Raw genomic sequence first — 18,913 nt, forward strand, 5'->3', positions numbered from 1 at the left:
TTCTATTCGAAATGAAACGACGACAATTCATACAAAATAGCTTACTGGCAACCGGAGGACTACTCTTTGCATCCAACACCAAGTCGATCAGCAAAGCAAAACTGGCCTTTATCCGCGGAGGAAGTCCGGCTAACATGCTTGATCTTGGGATGGAAGCTCTTGGCGGATTGGAACAGTTTGTTCCAAAAGGCGCGACGGTATTGGTGAAACCCACATTGCGCTGGAATCAAGGGCCGGAAAGTGGCAGAAATACAAACCCCAAGCTTTTAGCTCATCTGGTTGAGGCTTGCTACAAACTAGGTTCCCGCGCCGTGTATTTAGTCGATCATACTGAAGACGAATGGACCAAATGCTACAAAAACAGCGGCATTGAGCGGGCAGTCAAAGATGCCGGTGCAAAGATTCTCCCGGGAGATCAGGAATTTCTGTATCCAGAGGTTCAACTTCCGCAAGGCGGAACCATGACCTCGGCCAAAATCCATGAGGTTATTGAGGAAGTTGATCTGATCATCAATGTGCCTTCAGTGCAACAAGATTCCGATGGAAACTATTTCGGTGCTTTTCAAAACCTGGCAGGATTAATCTGGAACCAACCGACTGATCCACAATCGTTGATAGACTTTGTCAAATTTAAAACTCCCGTTTTAAATATCATGGACATCACGCGGGTTCCGGGTAAAGATTCGGTTAAGGAATACAAAACGCTGGTCATATCATCGGATATTGTTGCGGCAGATTCTTATGCGGCAAAACGAATTGGAATTCAACTGAATTCACTGCCTTACCTGAGCCAGGCAGAAGAAGCCGGACTGGGAGCAACAAGTCTGTCCCCGGAAAGCATCAGAAGTATTATCTTAAAAAACAGTATTCAGTAGATAAATCATAGTCGGATGAATCGCTTCAAGCTTTGGTTTTATATATATTTGTTTGAGCTGTTCCAAAATTGATAGTTGATTGTGAAGAAATTTTTCCGAAATATTGTTCTTTTCCTGAATCTATTAGCCATTTTCGGGCTTCTAATTAGTTACCTGTCGAGCAAAATTAGTCCGGCAACATTTTGGGTTCCTGCCCTCTTCGGATTAGCTTACCCCTATCTTTTGCTCATCAATATTCTCTTTGTTTTCTTGTGGTTGTTTTCCAAAACCCGATATGCACTTCTTTCTTTAATCGTTATTGCCGTCGGCTACAGTCATCTGACTCATTATTTTCAATTTTCAGGAAGCCAGGAATCAATACCAAAGGGGCTTATTATTTCAAGTTACAATGTGAAAAATTTCTATGGGAACAACAATGGAAGCAGGCAAGAGACGGCACTAAAAGTACTGGACTTTTTTAAGGAAAAAGAAGCCGATATTGTATGCCTGCAAGAAGTTAATTTACGCGGACAAAAGAGCTTTTCATCAAAATCCTCAAGAAAAAGTAAAATCCCTTTTTTAAACTATGCTCATGCCAGTAAAAAGGGCGGACAGGTAACCTATTCCAGATTCCCAATTATTCATACCGAAGAAGTCCATTTTGAAAACTCTTCAAACATGATTATTTATTCTGATCTTAAAATTGACGAAGATACCATCCGGCTTTTTAACTGCCATTTAGAAAGTTATCGGTTTTCCGATGCTGAAATTAATTCGCTCGACTCCATCTCATTTAGCAAGCAGGAAGAAAGCCTCCGTAAAGTAAGGTTCACCGGATCAAAGCTTAAGCAAGCTTTTATTAAGCGTACCAAACAAGCCGAAAAGCTGCATCAGCTAATTAAAGATTCTCCATACGAAGTTCTCTTATGTGGCGACTTTAACGACACCCCGGTTTCGTATACCTATAGTACAGTTATTGAGGGTTTAGAAGATGCTTTTGTGCACTCAGGAAGTGGAATTGGCAATACATATCTGGGGAAATTACCTTCCTTTCGTATCGACTACATTATGCACAGCCCAACGTTTGAAAGCTACAATTTTCAGGTTGATAAAGTCGATTATTCAGATCACTACCCGATCAGCTGCCAAATCAAAATTACCGATTAGAATAATTTTTTTCGCTTGCGCAGGAAACTATGCAGTACCTGTTTAAAATCTTCATTGATATCGGCTTCAACCAAATCAATATGATACTGCCCACACTTTACCTTCAGGTCTTCAAAATACTGATTAACGGCCTTTTTGTAGTTTTCTTTTAGCTCGTGAGGCGAGAATTTCAATTGCTGACCGGTCTCCAAATCAATAAACCGATAGGGCCGATTCTGAAAATCAAACTGCCGCTCCTGCTTGCGGTCGGTCACATGAAAAAGGATGACTTCATGCTTGTTATAGCGCAAATGTTGCAAGGCCGAGAATAGTTCATCTTCTTTGCCATCGCCCATCATATCACTGAAAATAATGATTAGCGAACGCTTGTGAACCTGCTCAGCAATTTGGTGTAAAGCATCGACAGTATTGGTCGTTTTTTGCAGGTCGTCTTTCCCACTCGTCAGCAAACCGGCCAATTTACCGTACAACAATTCGGCATGAACTGATGAAAGGCGATTCTCAGAATGAAATTCTATATGATCGGAAAACAAAGTCAGACCTATAGAATCCCGCTGTTTACGGACCAAATACATTAATGCCGCCGCGCTATAAGCCGAAAAAGCCAGCTTGTTAAACAGCTCGCTCTTCCCTTTTTCAAAAGGAAACAGCATGGACGATGACGTGTCGATGACGACCTGACAACGCAGGTTGGTTTCCTCTTCGTACTGTTTGACATACAAACGATCGGACCGGGCAAACAATTTCCAATCAATGTGCTTGGTTGATTCACCTTGATTATACTGTCGGTGCTCAGCAAACTCGACTGAAAAGCCACGAAAAGGGCTTCGATGAAGGCCGGTTATGAATCCCTCAACTACCTCTCGGGCAATCAATTCCATATTGTCGAATTGCTGAAACTGCTGGATGTCAAAAAGATTGTTCATTACCTACAAAAATAGGGAAACCGTTTGCTTTCGCAAGCATCGCAATTCGTTTAATTATTTGTCAAACTCAGATGACTGAAATCACGTCCATTCACAGAATACTCCGTTGGAAAAACTCCTCAAGCAGTTTGGAATCGCTTGGCAGACAAGATTGGCATATTTTTATTTCAATCCAAAATTGCATGGAGACCAACTCTTTTCCTATTTTTGACGCATGGAAACAATCGAAAAAGACATCTGCCAGAAAGTTGGTTATTTTCAGAAGCCACACGGAATTAAAGGCGCTTTGAGCATGATTTTTGAACCTCAATACGATATCAGTCTAGAAGAGGAGCCAACTTTGTTTGTTGAGATTGACGGCTTACTCGTTCCTTATTTTTTTTCGGAAGAAGGTATTCGGTTTAAAACAGCTGAATCAGCCCTTATACATCTCGATTGGGTTGAAGATGAAGAAGAAGCCAGGAAGCTCGCCGGACACTCGGTCTATCTGAAAAATGATGATGTAATTGTTCCCGAAGAAGAATTGACGGTGCATCATTTGATTGGTTTTCAACTCCAGGATCCTGAAATTGGCCAAATTGGGCTTATTGAACGTGTGGAAGACTATGGTGGAAATCTCCTGTTTCAAGTTCAATACCAAAACAAAGAAGTACTGGTTCCTTTTAATGAAGAACTGCTACTTGATTTAGATGAAACGAAACGAACCATTACAATCCAATGTCCCGAAGGTATTTTTGATTTGGAATAGACTGCGATTAGACAACAATGATTAGCCGTGAGTTTACCCAAGGTCATTAAGTTTTGCCATGAAGCAACCAATGACAACATCTGACTGTCTTGGAGAATTGAATAGGAAAATAAGCGTACACCCATTTAAACTATTTTTTTTCTCCAAACTCGTCATCAATCTTAGAAGTAGAAGATGTCTCGTTTAGATCGTTTACCACGGTACTCGCCTTTTTTAACCACCTTAACGATCGTCCGGCGATTAATAGCATGCTCCGCTTCTGAGCAGTCGACTCCATCGTCGCACCGATTTAGCAATCGGGTTTCTCCATATCCCTTGTACCCAATGCGCGATGGATCAATTCCTTTAGAAATGATATAATCGAAAGCCGCTTTCGCCCTTCGTTTTGAAAGCAATAGGTTCTCCTGATCATCTCCCTGTGAATCGGTATGGGACTCAATCCTAACTTCAGTCTCCGGGTATTTTAGCAGATACTCAATCAATTTATCGATTGTTCTTTCAGCAGCCGGATCAATTCCCCAGGTTCCGAGCGCAAAACTGATGTATTCCAAATCAATCACCTGAAGTGCGTCACCTCCTTCATTTTCCATCATCAATGGCTCAGGAGCTCCATCATCATCAAAAGGTTTCATGTCCAGAAAGAGCTCAACAAAGGTCTCATCATTCTGCCGTAATTTCCGGGTTTCAACCACCTCATCGTTCGGAAAATAAAACTCTTTTTGCCCATTGATAATGTAGTCTTTGCCTTTATTTACTTCAAACTCAAATCGGCCATCAACCTGTGTAAGGCTTGTAAAAATAGTATCAGCAAATTCATTCACAATACTAATTTTAGTGTCAGGAAGAATGTCGCCTGTTTCGCGATCTTTAGCTACGCCGCGAATAATTACCGGGATGTAAGTTAACTTCACGTAATAAATATCATCACTTCCACGGCCTCCCTTTCTATTCGATGCGAAATAACCGGCAGTTCCCGTACTGTCGAGTACAAAACTAAAGTCGTCTTTCGGACTATTTACCGGATAACCCATATTTTCGACCGTGCTAAACACGCCACTTTCGGGTACCGAAAAGTAGACATCCAACGCACCGAGTCCACCGTGCCCATTCGAAGAGAAATAAAGCACACCGTCATCGCTGATAAAAGGGAAAAATTCGTTGCCCGATGTATTTACTTTTGGTCCCAAATTGAACGGCTCGCTCCAAAAACCACGATTGAATACCGAAAAGTAAATATCCGACCCTCCATATCCACCCGGCATGTTGGATGCGAAATAAAGTACATTTCCTGTTTGATCAATTGATGGATGTCCGGTAGAATAATCATCGCTGTTAAATGAAAACTCACCCCGGGATTCCCACTTGCCTGTTTCTTTACCTCCAAATGAAATCTTCAGGTTCACTTCACCTTCTTCGCTCTTCGAAACCCCGCGTTTACCCACATTATTTTGGGTAATGTAAACCCGGTTACTTTTCGTGTCGAAGGAAACAGGCCCGTCATGATAGGTTGTTCGCAGCTTGGGAGCAAAATCCTCAACATTCAGGATATCGCCATTGGGAGCCCGGTCGCCGACATACAAGTTCAGGTAGGGTAAATCATTCCACTTGTATTTGCGTTCGACAATACCATTTCGTGATTTAGTTGAAGAGAACACAACCCGATCGTAGTAGAAGGCAGCTCCCATTTCCGATCCTTCAGAGTTAAGGGAGATCGGACGAATTTCGTATTTGCTGGAATCGCGGTGTAAAAACTGAATGTATTCGAGCAGTGAGGTTTGAATGTTTACCCGTCCATCTTCCGGACGCAGTTCAGAGTATTCTTTCAGCCATTGCTCGGCCTGCAAATATTTACCGTTACTTTTCAACGCCTGCGAATACGCAAATAAGTCTTCCGGTTCTTCGGCCCGACGATCAATCAGAAGTTTAAGCCATTTTTCGACCTCCTCGGTATTTCCTACCTGACGGTTGGCATCGGCAAGCTTTTGAACGACATAGTTGTTTTCCGGATCTTTCTCATACGCGTACTCATATAGCTCAATGGCTTCAATAAATGCGAATTCATCAAAGGCTTTATCAGCCAGACGAATGGTCACTTTTTGAGCGCCTGCCTGCGAATAGCATAAGAAAAAAAACAGGAAGAAAACTAATATGTTCGGGCTAAACCGTTTCTTCATCATTTAAACTCAAAATTAGAAATAACGTGGCGATCTGACCTTTCCACGTCCAAAGTTAAAGTCATAACTTACTAATACCTCATGCGTACCATTATTGTAAACAGCTATATCAGTTGTTGTTACATCATAAGAATATCCAACTTTCAACTGACTTGTTATCTGTAGCTGCAACATTCCCCCAAAAGCATCTCCTACCCGGTACATTGCCCCCAACCACAGTCTATCGTAAAATAAAAACTGGGTGGTAACATCAAAAGAGATCGGTGCATTTTGTACATATTTTGTTAAAAAATAAGGCTTAAATTTAAGAATTCTGTTGATATCAAACACGTATCCTGCCAGAAAGAATAAGTGAATCTGTTCTTTACTTAAATATTCAGAAGAAAAATTATACTTGTTTATTTTGTTTTGAATAAGCTTTGGAACTGACAGACCTGCGACGAAACGCTCAGAATTATAGTAAATTCCAATCCCTGCATTAGGTAAAAGATTTTGATTGATATCGCTTGAAAAAATCGGGTCATTGTTGTCAACCGTTTTCAATTCAGAAAGGCCTGCCTCATAAAAATTAACGCCACCTTTCAAGCCAAACGACAAATATCTTCCGCGATCGAAATCAATGCTGTATGAATAATCGAAATAGGCGCCGGTTTGAGAAATAGGCCCCAACTGGTCTCTCAATAACGAAAAACCCAATCCCATATGAAATCTTGTAATTGGGGAGTGCACCACAAATGTTTGGGTTACCGGTGCACCTTCAAAAGCAACCCACTGATTACGCGACATAACCATCATGCTTAGCACATCGCCTGAACCAGCATAGGCCGGATTTATCGAAAGGATGTTATTCATGTATTGCGTATACATCGGATCTTGCTGTGCACGTCCTTTTTTCGTCTGAAAAAAAGATACAATCAACAATAAAATGATATAAATAAAAATCTTCTTCATCAATACATAGAACTACAAAGCGATCAAAATTACAATTAATCTATTCATCAAAATTTTAAACATCAAAACAAACGTTACAAATACATCCTGCGCTTCGATATGCTTTCAACGATAATTCCAGAAACCTATATCTTCTACCGTTCCACATAGATGTATCCATTAATTTTCTCATTCCCTACTCCCAAATCAAGAATGTAGTAATAGGTTCCTGCCGGTACCTGCCCACTTCCGGTTCGTATCCCTTTATTGGCAGTACCATCCCAAAAGCCATCGCGACTAATTCCCATTCCATAGTTTGCAGATTGGTAAACCAGATTTCCCCATCGGTTAAATATTTTCATACTCACCTGTTCGTACTGACCAATTCCTTTTATCTCGAAATAATCGTTGATACCGTCTCCATTGGGAGAAAATGCGTTCGGCGCAAACAATTCATCATCGGTTATCATCACCAATACGGTGGCTTCATCGCACTGATTCGAAAAATCGCAGACTGCATAAATGAAATTATCCTGCCCCACATAGTATTGATCGGGCGTGTAAGTGATTATTGAATCGGACGAAACAATAGCAACACCATGATCAGGAGGCATTACAATGGTCACCGACTCAGGGTCTAGCTGCCCTTGAGGCATATCATTTCGTAAGACGTTGATATCAGCAAAAGTATTCACGAGAACACCCGCAGTATCATTAAACGCGGTCACTTGAATTAGCAATCCGACATTCACCGAATCTAAAACGGAACAACCAAACTGATCAGAGATCTCCAAATAATAAGTCCCCATTCCTGATATTTGTGGAGTAGCAGATTGTGCTCCGTTAATAATCAACTCATCGCCTTCGGACCACCAGTTAAAGGATAAATCCTCGCCTAGGCTGGATGAAGCGTCGAGCATAATCACATCGGTAGGGCTATTTACAAACACCTGCCTGTCCATAACGACTTCAGGTGAACTTGCCACTTGCACAAAAACGGTGTCTTTAGCTGAAAAACCATTCGAATCCGTAACCGTTAACACATAATTTGTCGACTGCCCTGCCGTAAATTCAGGCGTGGAACTTTGGGCGTCATCTAAATAAGTAGTCGGCTCCCATTGGTATTGAATCGGTTGCTGGCCATAGCTGCTGCTTGCATCTATCTGAACCGGCAAGCAACTTCCAGCCAACACTGTATCGGCTGCGATATAGGCAACCGGTAAATTGTCGTTGGAAATAACAGTGATCGTTTTTGACAAAGTTTCGGACTGACAGCCCGCTGCATTAGTCGCTTCAACACTTAAAACATGAATGCCCGGTTGGTTCCAGTCAATTTCTTCAGTCGCAGTTGTTTCGGAGCTTAACTCCAGAATTGTACCTCCTGGTTTTTGTATCGACCAATGGTACGTATAAGCAGCTGACCCGGTTGCGAAATAGGACGCAATTGTTCCTTCCATCGTTTGAATCGGATCGGTATCAAAATCGATGCTTGGCGCTGGCTGAATCGTCGTTGTCTGCGTATTTCGCCCTGCTTCGGCCTCTGCAGTAATTCCCAAAGCATCGGTAATTTCTAATAAGGTAATTGTAACTGTCGTATTCACATTGGGACTTGCCGAAAACAAATTGTGGCTAACCTGCAATTGCTGGCTCGAATATTCAACCGTTTGAATGGGTTGCTGAACGCCATTTACAGCATAAGAAACTTCAGCCGGGAAACGATCCTCATTCCATGAATTTCCGCTCCCATCATCAAAAGAGACATCTACAGTAATCGAATTGTCAGTCTCCTCGTAACACTGCGATGTAGTTGAATTCGCGACTGAGAAACCGAGATTCGCTTGTAATATATTCAACTCAATAGCTCGGCCTGTTGAGCAACCATAGGAATTTGTTTCGAATACAATCAAATAGTAAGTCCCTGCATCTGTAAACACCAATTGAGTTTTATTTGAATTTTGAGGTAATTTAAAAACATAGCTATCCTGATTTGCTGGGTTGGATGCACGTTGGTCCATATAAACACCCCACAAATATTCATTCCCGTCCACCTGATCAACTTCTAAAGAAATTTCTTGACTTGTTAAATAAGTCGCTTGACCAATTGATTTAATTACCCCCGTAATTAGACAGAAAAGAGAAAGAACTAATATCCAAATCCCCTTTTTCATAGAAAATACCGCTGGCTATTTAGCCAGCGGTATCCTTTATTTATACTAGTTAGATTTAATATTATTTGTATTTGGAATTGGATTAACTGTAATCTGGAAAGCGGAGTTTGTATGAGATCCATCTGTGCCATCAAAACCGGTAGGCTCTGTTCCTTCGCTGAAATCACTATCTCCATTCAAATCAACTACAACCGATGATGGTTCAATGTCAAAATCTAAAACATAGTTTTCATCCGGGGCATCTGCAACATTCTGCACTGTTACTTCTATCGTCACTTCAGATACGCCAGTAGCTGTAATATTACCGTCGCCATTAGCATCAATACTTCCGGTAACTCCAGTTTGAGTTGGTATTGCCCAGGTTATATTCGCCTCTGTAGTAGTTGGCTTTGTATTCGATGCATTGCTAACAGCAAATTTCCAACTTGCACTGGTGAAAGAATCCATAATCTCGTCGGAAGCAGTACCTGCTTTTTTAGTATAAAGTGATACTTTATAGGTGAATTTCATAGTATTGAGCGACTCGTCATTTAGGTCTTCTGCATTATCAGTTCCCCATATATCTCCTGAATTCGTATTACAAGTTGTGAAATCTGCATCAAGAAGATTCGGAGTAGTCTCATGATCATAAGTTTGAACGAGCAAGTCAAGTTCAATGATTTGAACACTAAATCTTCTAGTTGTGGTACAACTATTCGAACTTGTTTCAACAACTTCCACAACATAATTTCCCGCTGCAAGCCAAGTTATCTGAGCTTTAAATGTTTCATCTGATCCTGCACCAAAAGAGTAATCAGTGCCTGCCGCAGCTGTTAAACTTGAAACAGTTAAAAAATCAGATTGATAATCATAGACAGACCATTGGTAAGTACTTCCTGTATGCCCTGGCAAATCCTCAGCCGACCCATCAGAACTATTTACATAGTATGGCCGCGTGGAGTTGATAGTAGTAGTTTGATCAAATGTTTGTGCAAAAACATTTGCACTCATGCCTATTAATACAAATAGGCTTAATAACGTAAATAACTTTTTCATTTTAGTAAAATTTAAGGTTAACATTTAATTTTTATAAACTTCATTTTCAATTATCTATATATTAGTCCGTTGTAATCTCTGAGGTGTTTGGCACTCCCCAAAATATTACATCATCATCTTCGTCGGTATTGGTTGTTTGTTTGGTAATGCTGAAATTATCCGTTGCTGAATCAATGGTCAGGTTAAAATCCTTATCAACTGCAGCCTGGTTGGTAAAAATAAAGGCAACTTGCACCGCAGCATCTCCAGAAGTTTTCGTAATTGACACAACATAGGTCCCATCACAACTCTCCGAAGTACTTATTGACTGGGCATCGCTTGTATATAAATTGGATACGCTGCCCGTGCATCCATCGGTACCATCCGAAACCGTAAAATCAAACGCATACGGTTCAACACCACCTGTAAAGTCAATGTCCCAAAAAACGACTGTTGTAGTTCCCGTTCCACCATCCTGACAGGTATCACCTAATGGGCTCACTCCTGAGTTGAAATTCGTTTCCTGCACGTCAACATCAAACTCGAAAACAGCAGAACAGTTGCCGTTAATTTGTTCCTTAATCACCCGAATGGTGTAGGTGTTTCCACTAGTTACAGAAGTTTCTTCAAAAAGAATATCCCCGCTCGTTTGATCTGTATTATTAAAAGAAATTGAAGGCGTTACATCCGTACCCGACTGATCCAAAACCAACCAGGTGTACGTGTAATTTTCAGGATTCGGTTCTGTTGCATCAACCACGTAAGTGTGGGTTGACGTGATAAATGGTTTTTGCCCCGATCCCACTGCTCCCGTTCCCGACTGCCCTCCATCGTATGTCATTCCAGATATTGTTAACGGTGCGAGATTAGTTAAAACCGCAGTAAAAATGACCGAATCTTTATTACCCGACGCATCGGTAAAAACCAGTTCAATATCGGTATCAGCAAAAACCTCAGTGCCAATGAATGGCTCCTGAGTGATACTTGGTGAAGGGTCGCAATTGTCGGATAAGTCAGTTAATAAGGAGGAGTAGTCGGGGATTAAAACAGAACAACCGCGTGCGGCATCCAAATCCTGATTAGCCGGAGTGCTTGCGGTTGGTTCCGTAACGTCATTGATTGTAACCTCGGTTTCACAAGTTCCAATGTTTCCGCATTCGTCTTCAAAACTCCAGCTAACTACTGTCGTTCCTTTGGGGAATGCCACATCAACAAGATCTCCGGTTCCATTTACAGTTATAGATTCAATCGTATATTCATGATAAACAGTAATATTGCCAAAACCACAACCATCGGAGAAACTACTTGGCGCAATAATGCTCATTATTTTCTCACAATTACTATCCGCAAAATCAAAAATGTCATTAGGACAATCCTGAATAACAGGTGGCGTTGAATCCGTAATTGTGAAGGTTTGTGTGCAAGTTTGCGAGTTTCCGGCTTCATCAGTTATCGTATAAGTCCGTTTTACTTCACAACTGTTGGTTTCATCCTTTTTATCGGTAACATCCGAAAATTCAACGGTCAAATTTGTTTCACTCGTGCAATTATCTGATACGGTTCCTATCAGGGAAAAATCTTCGTAGCTAGTCACTCCCGCTTCAATATTTTCCACACAAGTGGCAGAAGCATCCGCAGGGCAAGTGCCAATAACCGGAGGAGTGATATCAACCGGCAGATCAACACTGGCAGAAACAGCAACCGAACATCCATTCGACTCGATAGCTGCAATTGAAAGGCTTGTTGTTCCGGTATTGGACAGTGCAACCGTCGTAAAAGAACCCGATCCGGAAGCAAACGTCAGTGTTGCCGTTTCGTCGGTTGATTCGTTTGGAGCACTTAAATCGTAAGTCACTGTATAAGTTCCATCGGCAAGTGAAGAAGATGTGACGTCAATCGTAGCCGCAGCATCTAAGCAAACATCATTGCCTCCCGAAAAGGCAAGCGACAATTCAGCTATGTCCGGCGTTGGAGGGTCAGTCAAAACTACATCCGGATCATCCGAAGTCACACAAGTTACAACAGTCAGACGCAGATTATTGTAAGCTCCGGCAGACAAATCGCTTATTGTTGCCAGTTCGCCGGACACAGATACTCCCGTGAAAGTTCCGCCATCGTATGTAATATCATACAGTCCATCAGGCACATTGGTCAAAGTCAACTCAATGACACCATCATTTCCACCACAGGTTGAAGGATCGGCTTGATCTGAAATAATTACGCTATAAACCGATGGTTGAGTAATGGTATAACTTCCGTTGGCAACACAGCTGTTGGCATCCGTTACTGTCACGTCGTAAGTTCCAACTCCAAGTTCGGTCTGATCTTCATCCGTTGAAACCAGCCCACTTCCATCCAGGGTTGACCATTCAAAAGTATAGGACTCTGTTCCTCCTGACACAGTAATGTCAATGGCTCCATCAGTTAAGCCATCACAACTAATCTGGCTAATTGTTGGAGTAACCACTAATTCGTCAGGTTCAGTAACTTCTACCGATGCCGTTTTAACACAGGCTCCATCAAATGTTACTGTTAAATTGTAGGTTCCGGCTGATAATCCTGAGATATCTAATGTGTTGGCAGAAAACGATCCATCACCTTGCTTTGTCCATGAATAAGAATATGGAATATCGTCGGTCCAGCTTGGTCCGTTAAACATCGTTCCCTGAGGGCTTACAGAAGTTCCGGTGCCTTCCTCCATCGACCAGTTGCCCGCTAAACTTGTTTCGGAACCGGCCAATTCTGAATGCATACGCTGCTTAATCTCATCAGCGGTCAATACACGCTCCCACAAATCTACCTGAGCAATCCATCCCTTGTAGTATGTATTATTCCTACTAGCATCATAACTTGAAGCTTCGGAGCCATCGCCAATAAAACCATATCGGGTTTGATTACTTCCCAATGGTTGCCCGTTGTGGGGATTGCTTTTTTGACTATCAAGCACACCGTCAACATAGAGATATTTATCGGCTCCGTCGTAAACTGCAGCGATGTGGTGCCATTGTCCATCTTTCACATCGACTGTTCCGACCATATCATCAATTCCACCACCCAAATCAGAATTCGTAGCAAACTCAACCGTGCTGCCAGATCGGTTTGTTCCACCAAGCGAAACATTAAAATATTCAGAACGATCTAAATCAAGCACCGACCAGCCCCCATCTCCCGGATCACATTTTACCCAGGCACAGACCGTTAGTTCAGGAATAGCAGATGTGCCGGAATAACTTTGATTCAATGCGATATAATCGTCCGAACCGTCAAAATAAATTGATTGTGTTAGATACGAATTTAAAGTGGCGTCAATGGCTCCATCCGAATTACCAAAGCAACTGACGTCGGTAACTGAGCTACTCACTGAAAAATCATTGGCCTCATAAATAATAATTGGAGTTGGCCATGTCGTAGTACAACCTGATTCATCAGATATCTGGACGTCATAAGTTCCCGGTGCCAAGTCAGAAAATGTATTGCCAGTTTGAAAATTTTCACCACCATCAATACTGTAACTAAGCTGACCATAGCCGGTTGCTGTGATTTGGATAGAAGCATCATCATCTCCGGCACAAGTTACTGGGGTATAGCTCACATCACTAATGGCGCAAACTTCATTGATGGTGACATCAAAACTACAAGTAGCAGTATTACCGGCAACATCAGTAACTGTCCAGACAACAGTAGTAGTACCAATTGGATAATCTCCACTGGCATCATCAGTTCCGTTATTAAAATCATTTGTAAGCACTGCCTCACTGCAATTGTCGTCAAACGAAGGCTTAGGAATGGTTAGTGGATTGTCGGTAGCTTCTGCAGTGATGTCGCCATCACAAGCAATTATCGGGTCTATTTTATCATTTACAGTCACATCAAGTGAACAGGTTGCTGTTTCGCCACATGGATCAGTTGCAGTAAAAGTGACGGTTGTCGTTCCAACAGGATAGGTTCCCGATGCATCTGAGCCACCATTAAAATCGTTTGTTAGTGTAAACGTTCCAGAATCGTCGGAAACAGAAGGAAGCGGAACAGTTACATCTTTCTCGCAAGACGCAACACCAAGCACCTCCTCAGTCCCAAAGCTCAAAGAGGGCTCTGTAGGAGCACTTTTTGCAACAGCCATCCAATCGATGTAATAAAAATGGCCTCCACGAACAGCCAAGTGTGTAAATGTATTGTAGGTTGGATCAGTTCCATACTCCGAACCAAGCAGGTTACTATGATTATCTTCATAAATATTGGCAACGAATGCCGATCCATTTTTCTCTAACTCTGTAATATACCAGTTATCTCGTGGCTGAGAGACATTGCTTGCACTACCGCCTGACGCAGATCCATTAGTACGACGCTCAAAGCCAAATGTTCCAGTTGACGATACATCTGCATTTCGAGTTAGGGTGTAACCATTTCCCGAACCATCCTCCAGTCCATAGCGATCCATTGCTCCACCGTTCGAAGCTCCACCTGGTCCTGTAGAAGCTCTTTGCTCTCTGGTAATTAATTTGAAATCGGAGATCGTTGTGCCAATACTTTTTTGACCTCCACTTGGATCGTCATTATCTTGCTTGACCAGAACATTATACCCAAAAACCGAGCTATTTGTGGTTACCGATCCACCATTAGCAACGTCTGCCCAACCAGATGCCGTATTCATATCATCAAAATAGATGAAGGTATTTGAACTGTTGCTGGCTGATGTTGCAACAGAGTTTCCATAAAGAAGGTAGATCGTTTTAGACGCGCCGATGCTTGGAACGTTCACCCAAAAAACGGCAGTTGAACCGTCTTGCTGTTCAAGCCAAAAAGACAGGGACGTAGATCCATCAGAATCACGAAACCTAATATCGGAGAAATCCGCATTCATCTTACCGGTCTCCATAGGCACGTCAACACGAACCTGATAGTCCGTTAAGGTGCTTCCTGAATTCGTTATCGTAATCGGTTTACGGTATTGCCAATATCCACCGACATCTGCACTTGTAAGATCAACAGAGATATCCGCAGGACATGAAGAAAACGACGGTGCTGCATTCACAATGGTAACTTGTGCCTGACATGTACTGGAATTTCCGGATTCGTCTTCAACAGAAAGCGTAACCGTGTTACCACCAACATTTGTACAATCAAAAGTTAGCTGATCTTGTCCATCAATCTTGACTATTAAATTACCGGAAGAAGTACAATTATCCATACTCCCATTGTCAACATCTGCTGCGGCAACTGTTGCCTGACCGCCGGCACCGATGGTTACGGAAATATCCTGGCAAATAGCAGTTGGAGCTTCCGTATCAACAACAGAGACCACCGAACTACAGGTAGTGACATTCCCACTCTCGTCCGTTACCGTCAGCGTAACGGTATTATCGCCCAAATCGGAACATGTAAAGGAACTCACATCCAGGCTCAAACCCAGACTACCTGAAGGAGTACAGTTATCATTGCTCCCACTATCAACTTGAGATGGAGTGATTGTGGCGTTACCCGAATTATCAAGAGCAATTGTTATATCCTGGCAAACGGCAGTTGGATCAGTTGTGTCGCTATAATCAATAGTCCAACTACCATTACTCGCACAGCCCATTGAAGTATTTGAAACAACGACAGTATATGTTCCGGGCTCGACTCCGGACAAATCTTGTGTTGTTGCAGAAAAACCGGTATCACCGGATTTTGTCCATAAATAGGAGTAATCATCCTGCCAAGTCGGCGAGCCTGAAAAAGTTCCATCATTTCCCGCCGGCACTGATGTCAGAGCTGTACCTGATCCTTCATAAAAATTAAACCCTGCTAACAATCCGGATTCTGACCCCGTATACTGATAGAATCCAGAAGCGAGGTTTCCGATTTCTCCGGGACTTAATGCGGAGTTCCAGAAACCTACTTTAATCATTTGACCAGGAAAACTACCTCCGGATGGATCCCAAACACCAGCTCCAATTTTTGAAGTATAAGTGGATGTACCATAATTACCTGTGGTATTGCCGCCAGTGGTAACAACCGCACCATCAATATACAATGTTATTGAATTCCCATCGCCAACTGCAGCTACATGATGCCAGCCGTTATCTGCGGGATACGCATTTGTTGAGACACTTCCTCCCCATGGAGTCCAACACCCCAAGCTCGATGCATTTTCAAAACCAAATTCAATGGCATCGTTTTGCCCAAACAAGCTGATTCGGGAACCAATCGTCGATAAATCTACTTTAATCCATCCTTCCAACGTAAATTGAGATAGGTTTGACATTAACATGTTACCTAAGTCAATATAATCGGGATCATTAAACTGAATAGGATATGGAACAGTTAAGTCAATTGTTCCGTTTATGGAGTTCTGACATTCAACTGTATTCGTTGTTGCAGTTAACGAGAAATTACATTCATCAACGACAATTTCATTGTCAATATTAGTAACCGAAAGATCTTGCGGATTGGATCCATTAAAATTATTGTCGAAAGAACTTGCAGCGGAAGTAATAATGCTATAATTCACATCACCATCATTACTTCCATCATCAATCCCATTTATTGTAACTGTTTGTGGTACGTTATAATTAGATGGTGTAAATGTTAAACTCGACGGGCTAGCTGTTCCTTCAGAAATATCATCTGATGTTAAGCTTATCGTTACATCATTGTAAGTAATCGCATTGAGTACAACCGTAAATGTAGCAGTTCCACCGTCTTCTGTAGTGATCAGCCCACTGGTCGGACTAACTGTTATTGAATAAGAATCATCGTCGTTGATTGTAATCGTGGTTGGGGTAACGCTTGTTGAGATTCCTGCAATATTTGTTGACCCAACACTTACAATAACTGTTTCATCAGATTCAACGAGGTAATCATTCACACTTGTAATTGCAACCTCCTCAGTAAGTGAACCTGACGGAATTAATACTGAATAAGTAGGGTTACTATAATCATTTGGATGAACAGCACTTCCACTATAGTTGAAATAAATTGTAATGTCGGCACAAAAAGTATTACTTAATGTGGCAGTTACAATGGATGATCCGCCATCTTCCGGAATTGAACTATTGTTAGCCGAAAGCGTAATGGTGGGATAAAAATCATCATCGATAATCGAGGTAGTTACTTGCTGATTTCCACTTTCAGTACCGTTAGTTACACTTGACACATCAACCAATATAGTTTCATCCCCCTCCACATAGCAGTCGTCAATACCGGTTATCGTTACTGTCCCACTCAAACTTCCTGCCGGTATCTCAATTGAATTCGAAGTCTTTGAATAATCTGAACTATTTGCAGCGGTTCCACTAAAATCAAGATAAATGGTTACAGCTTGGCTATAGGCGTTACTTAATGTAGCAGTTATAACTGCTTCTCCTCCGTTTTCCAAAATCGAAGGATTGTCAATACTTAGAGAAACCGATGGTATAACACTAGCCACTGTAATATAACCTGTTTTTGTTTGAGTATCTTCACCACAATCATCCGAAATGGTAAGCGAAACATCATAAGTTCCTCCAGCATTATAAGTTACAGTTGGATTTTGCGATGTGCTTGAAGAAGGGTCTCCTCCAGGAAACGACCACAGGTAAGAATTCGGACTTCCAGAAGACAAATCAGAAAATGAAACACTAACTCCAGCATTGACGGTGGTAGGACTCGCTGAAAAATCAGCCCCCAAACTCGTCTCAACTGAGGTAAAAACCAACGCACCAGATGATTGCCCCGCTTGTTCTTCAACTCGAAACTCAACAGTGGAATTACTATCCAACAAACCGGTCCATACATTTGTGTGTGAATCACAACATCCAATATGTTCCCAAACTTGACTCCCATCAATGTATAACCTCGCTCCATCATCATGCCCGGTAACATCAATTTGATATGTTCCACAGCTGAAGTTTGTGCGTTTATAAACGACTGTATGGTTATTGTTGTCAACTGTACATCCCAGGTATCCCGAAGCATTCGAAGGAGAAGTGGCGCCATCCCAGCGGTTCCTGGAATCAAATGTTAAACTCGATTCTGTATAATAGCCACGGTAGGAAAGTCCATTTAAATCAATGTCATCTCCATTATAAGCGTAAACATTCCATTGACTGTCACCAAAAATAGAAGGGTCTCCGATAGCAGTGCATGGAGGAGTTCCTGTTACAACAATATTATCTGCATAATAATACTCATCAGTGGAACTATTGACCATTACAATCCGAATACTCAACGATGTTCCATTTAAACCCGTTTGAGAGGCAACAACTGGGCTCCAGTTATTATCATTCAAATTACCATTGTTGGAAAAAAACTGCCATCCAGTATTGTCTAAATTATAATAGACCCTCAAGTAATCAGATGATTCCATATCTCCAAAACCGAATACATCTAATGAAATTTCAACATCGGCATAAGCTGAAATATCAATTGACAAGTCTGTCTCCCATGTATCGCGATTCCCACTACTGGAACGAGTTGCTAACAACGCATTATTATAAACAGTAATCCCTGAATTTCCATTATATCCTTCAGCAGTCCAACTTGCAACTCCTGACGGACTTCCTTCGCCTGTAATAGTACCATCAGAATAGGTGAAATCTTCTTGCCAAATGGTGGTAGTTTGTGCTTCACTATTCAGGATAGCACCAAATAAAAAAAAAGAAAAAATGACAATTGTAATTTTGAATTCCGACAGCACACAACTACACCGCTGCCCCGAACTGGAACTTCTTGAAGAGAAAATATATCTAGCTAGAATAAAGAATAACCGATATCTATTTTGCGGGTTTATCATTCGCCTCAATTTTTTACCTCTGTTGTTACCTCTGAACGACACTCACCCATTTCTCGCATCATTCTATCATTCAGTAAATCCCGTCTCTCAAATCCGCTGACAAATATAATATTTTATAATTCAAGAACACTTCTAAATTACCGAACGACGACCTTCAACTCTCAAAAGGGCCATTACACC

General features: G+C 41.7%; 9 protein-coding genes. 3 read left to right on the forward strand and 6 right to left on the reverse strand.

What is annotated here, in order from left to right:
- Positions 1 to 11 precede the first annotated feature (11 nt).
- Both ACTB00_RS00730 and ACTB00_RS00735 read left to right on the forward strand, forming a co-directional pair.
- Entirely contained in the window at positions 12 to 875 is an 864-nt protein-coding gene (locus ACTB00_RS00730; RefSeq protein WP_463298031.1) for a DUF362 domain-containing protein, read from the forward strand.
- Between the two features lie 81 nt (positions 876 to 956).
- Entirely contained in the window at positions 957 to 2,021 is a 1,065-nt protein-coding gene (locus ACTB00_RS00735) for an endonuclease/exonuclease/phosphatase family protein (RefSeq protein ID WP_463298032.1), read from the forward strand.
- Here ACTB00_RS00735 and ACTB00_RS00740 read toward each other — a convergent pair.
- Positions 2,018 to 2,947: a DUF58 domain-containing protein gene (locus ACTB00_RS00740; protein WP_463298033.1), complete on the reverse strand. Its 930-nt coding sequence runs from the start codon at positions 2,945 to 2,947 to the stop codon at positions 2,018 to 2,020. The genes ACTB00_RS00735 and ACTB00_RS00740 overlap by 4 nt on opposite strands.
- A 214-nt stretch (positions 2,948 to 3,161) precedes the next feature.
- Between ACTB00_RS00740 and ACTB00_RS00745 the strand changes: the two genes are divergently transcribed.
- Positions 3,162 to 3,695 (forward strand): ribosome maturation factor RimM, encoded by a 534-nt coding sequence (locus tag ACTB00_RS00745; RefSeq protein ID WP_463298034.1) that lies wholly within the window; start codon positions 3,162 to 3,164, stop codon positions 3,693 to 3,695.
- A gap of 161 nt (positions 3,696 to 3,856) precedes the next feature.
- On the opposite strand, the gene ACTB00_RS00750 is transcribed toward ACTB00_RS00745, so the two are convergent.
- The 5 genes from ACTB00_RS00750 to ACTB00_RS00770 all read right to left on the reverse strand — a co-directional run bounded on the left by ACTB00_RS00750 (position 3,857) and on the right by ACTB00_RS00770 (position 18,733).
- Complete coding sequence (locus tag ACTB00_RS00750; RefSeq protein ID WP_463298035.1) at positions 3,857 to 5,872, reverse strand: OmpA family protein; 2,016 nt, start codon at positions 5,870 to 5,872, stop codon at positions 3,857 to 3,859.
- Between the two features lie 12 nt (positions 5,873 to 5,884).
- A complete protein-coding gene (locus ACTB00_RS00755) occupies positions 5,885 to 6,820 on the reverse strand; it encodes a PorP/SprF family type IX secretion system membrane protein (RefSeq protein WP_463298036.1) in 936 nt (311 codons plus the stop codon).
- Between the two features lie 134 nt (positions 6,821 to 6,954).
- On the reverse strand, positions 6,955 to 8,847 hold the full coding sequence (locus ACTB00_RS00760) for a T9SS type B sorting domain-containing protein (protein WP_463298037.1): 1,893 nt from the start codon (positions 8,845 to 8,847) through the stop codon (positions 6,955 to 6,957).
- 165 nt (positions 8,848 to 9,012) lie between these two features.
- A complete protein-coding gene (locus ACTB00_RS00765) occupies positions 9,013 to 10,002 on the reverse strand; it encodes a hypothetical protein (RefSeq protein WP_463298038.1) in 990 nt (329 codons plus the stop codon).
- A gap of 61 nt (positions 10,003 to 10,063) precedes the next feature.
- Positions 10,064 to 18,733, reverse strand: a complete 8,670-nt coding sequence (locus tag ACTB00_RS00770) for a DUF2341 domain-containing protein (RefSeq protein ID WP_463298039.1) — start codon at positions 18,731 to 18,733, stop codon at positions 10,064 to 10,066.
- Positions 18,734 to 18,913 lie beyond the last annotated feature (180 nt).

The sequence above is a fragment of the Sunxiuqinia sp. genome, assembly GCF_055140945.1.

Excerpts from the sequence above, each read along its gene's own strand:
- ACTB00_RS00730 (WP_463298031.1), top strand. The coding sequence starts at position 12 with ATGAAACGACGACAATTCATACAAAATAGCTTACTGGCAACCGGAGGA.
- ACTB00_RS00740 (WP_463298033.1), bottom strand. The coding sequence starts at position 2,947 with ATGAACAATCTTTTTGACATCCAGCAGTTTCAGCAATTCGACAATATG.
- ACTB00_RS00745 (WP_463298034.1), top strand. The coding sequence starts at position 3,162 with ATGGAAACAATCGAAAAAGACATCTGCCAGAAAGTTGGTTATTTTCAG.
- ACTB00_RS00750 (WP_463298035.1), bottom strand. The coding sequence starts at position 5,872 with ATGATGAAGAAACGGTTTAGCCCGAACATATTAGTTTTCTTCCTGTTT.
- ACTB00_RS00755 (WP_463298036.1), bottom strand. The coding sequence starts at position 6,820 with ATGAAGAAGATTTTTATTTATATCATTTTATTGTTGATTGTATCTTTT.
- ACTB00_RS00765 (WP_463298038.1), bottom strand. The coding sequence starts at position 10,002 with ATGAAAAAGTTATTTACGTTATTAAGCCTATTTGTATTAATAGGCATG.
- ACTB00_RS00770 (WP_463298039.1), bottom strand. The coding sequence starts at position 18,733 with ATGATAAACCCGCAAAATAGATATCGGTTATTCTTTATTCTAGCTAGA.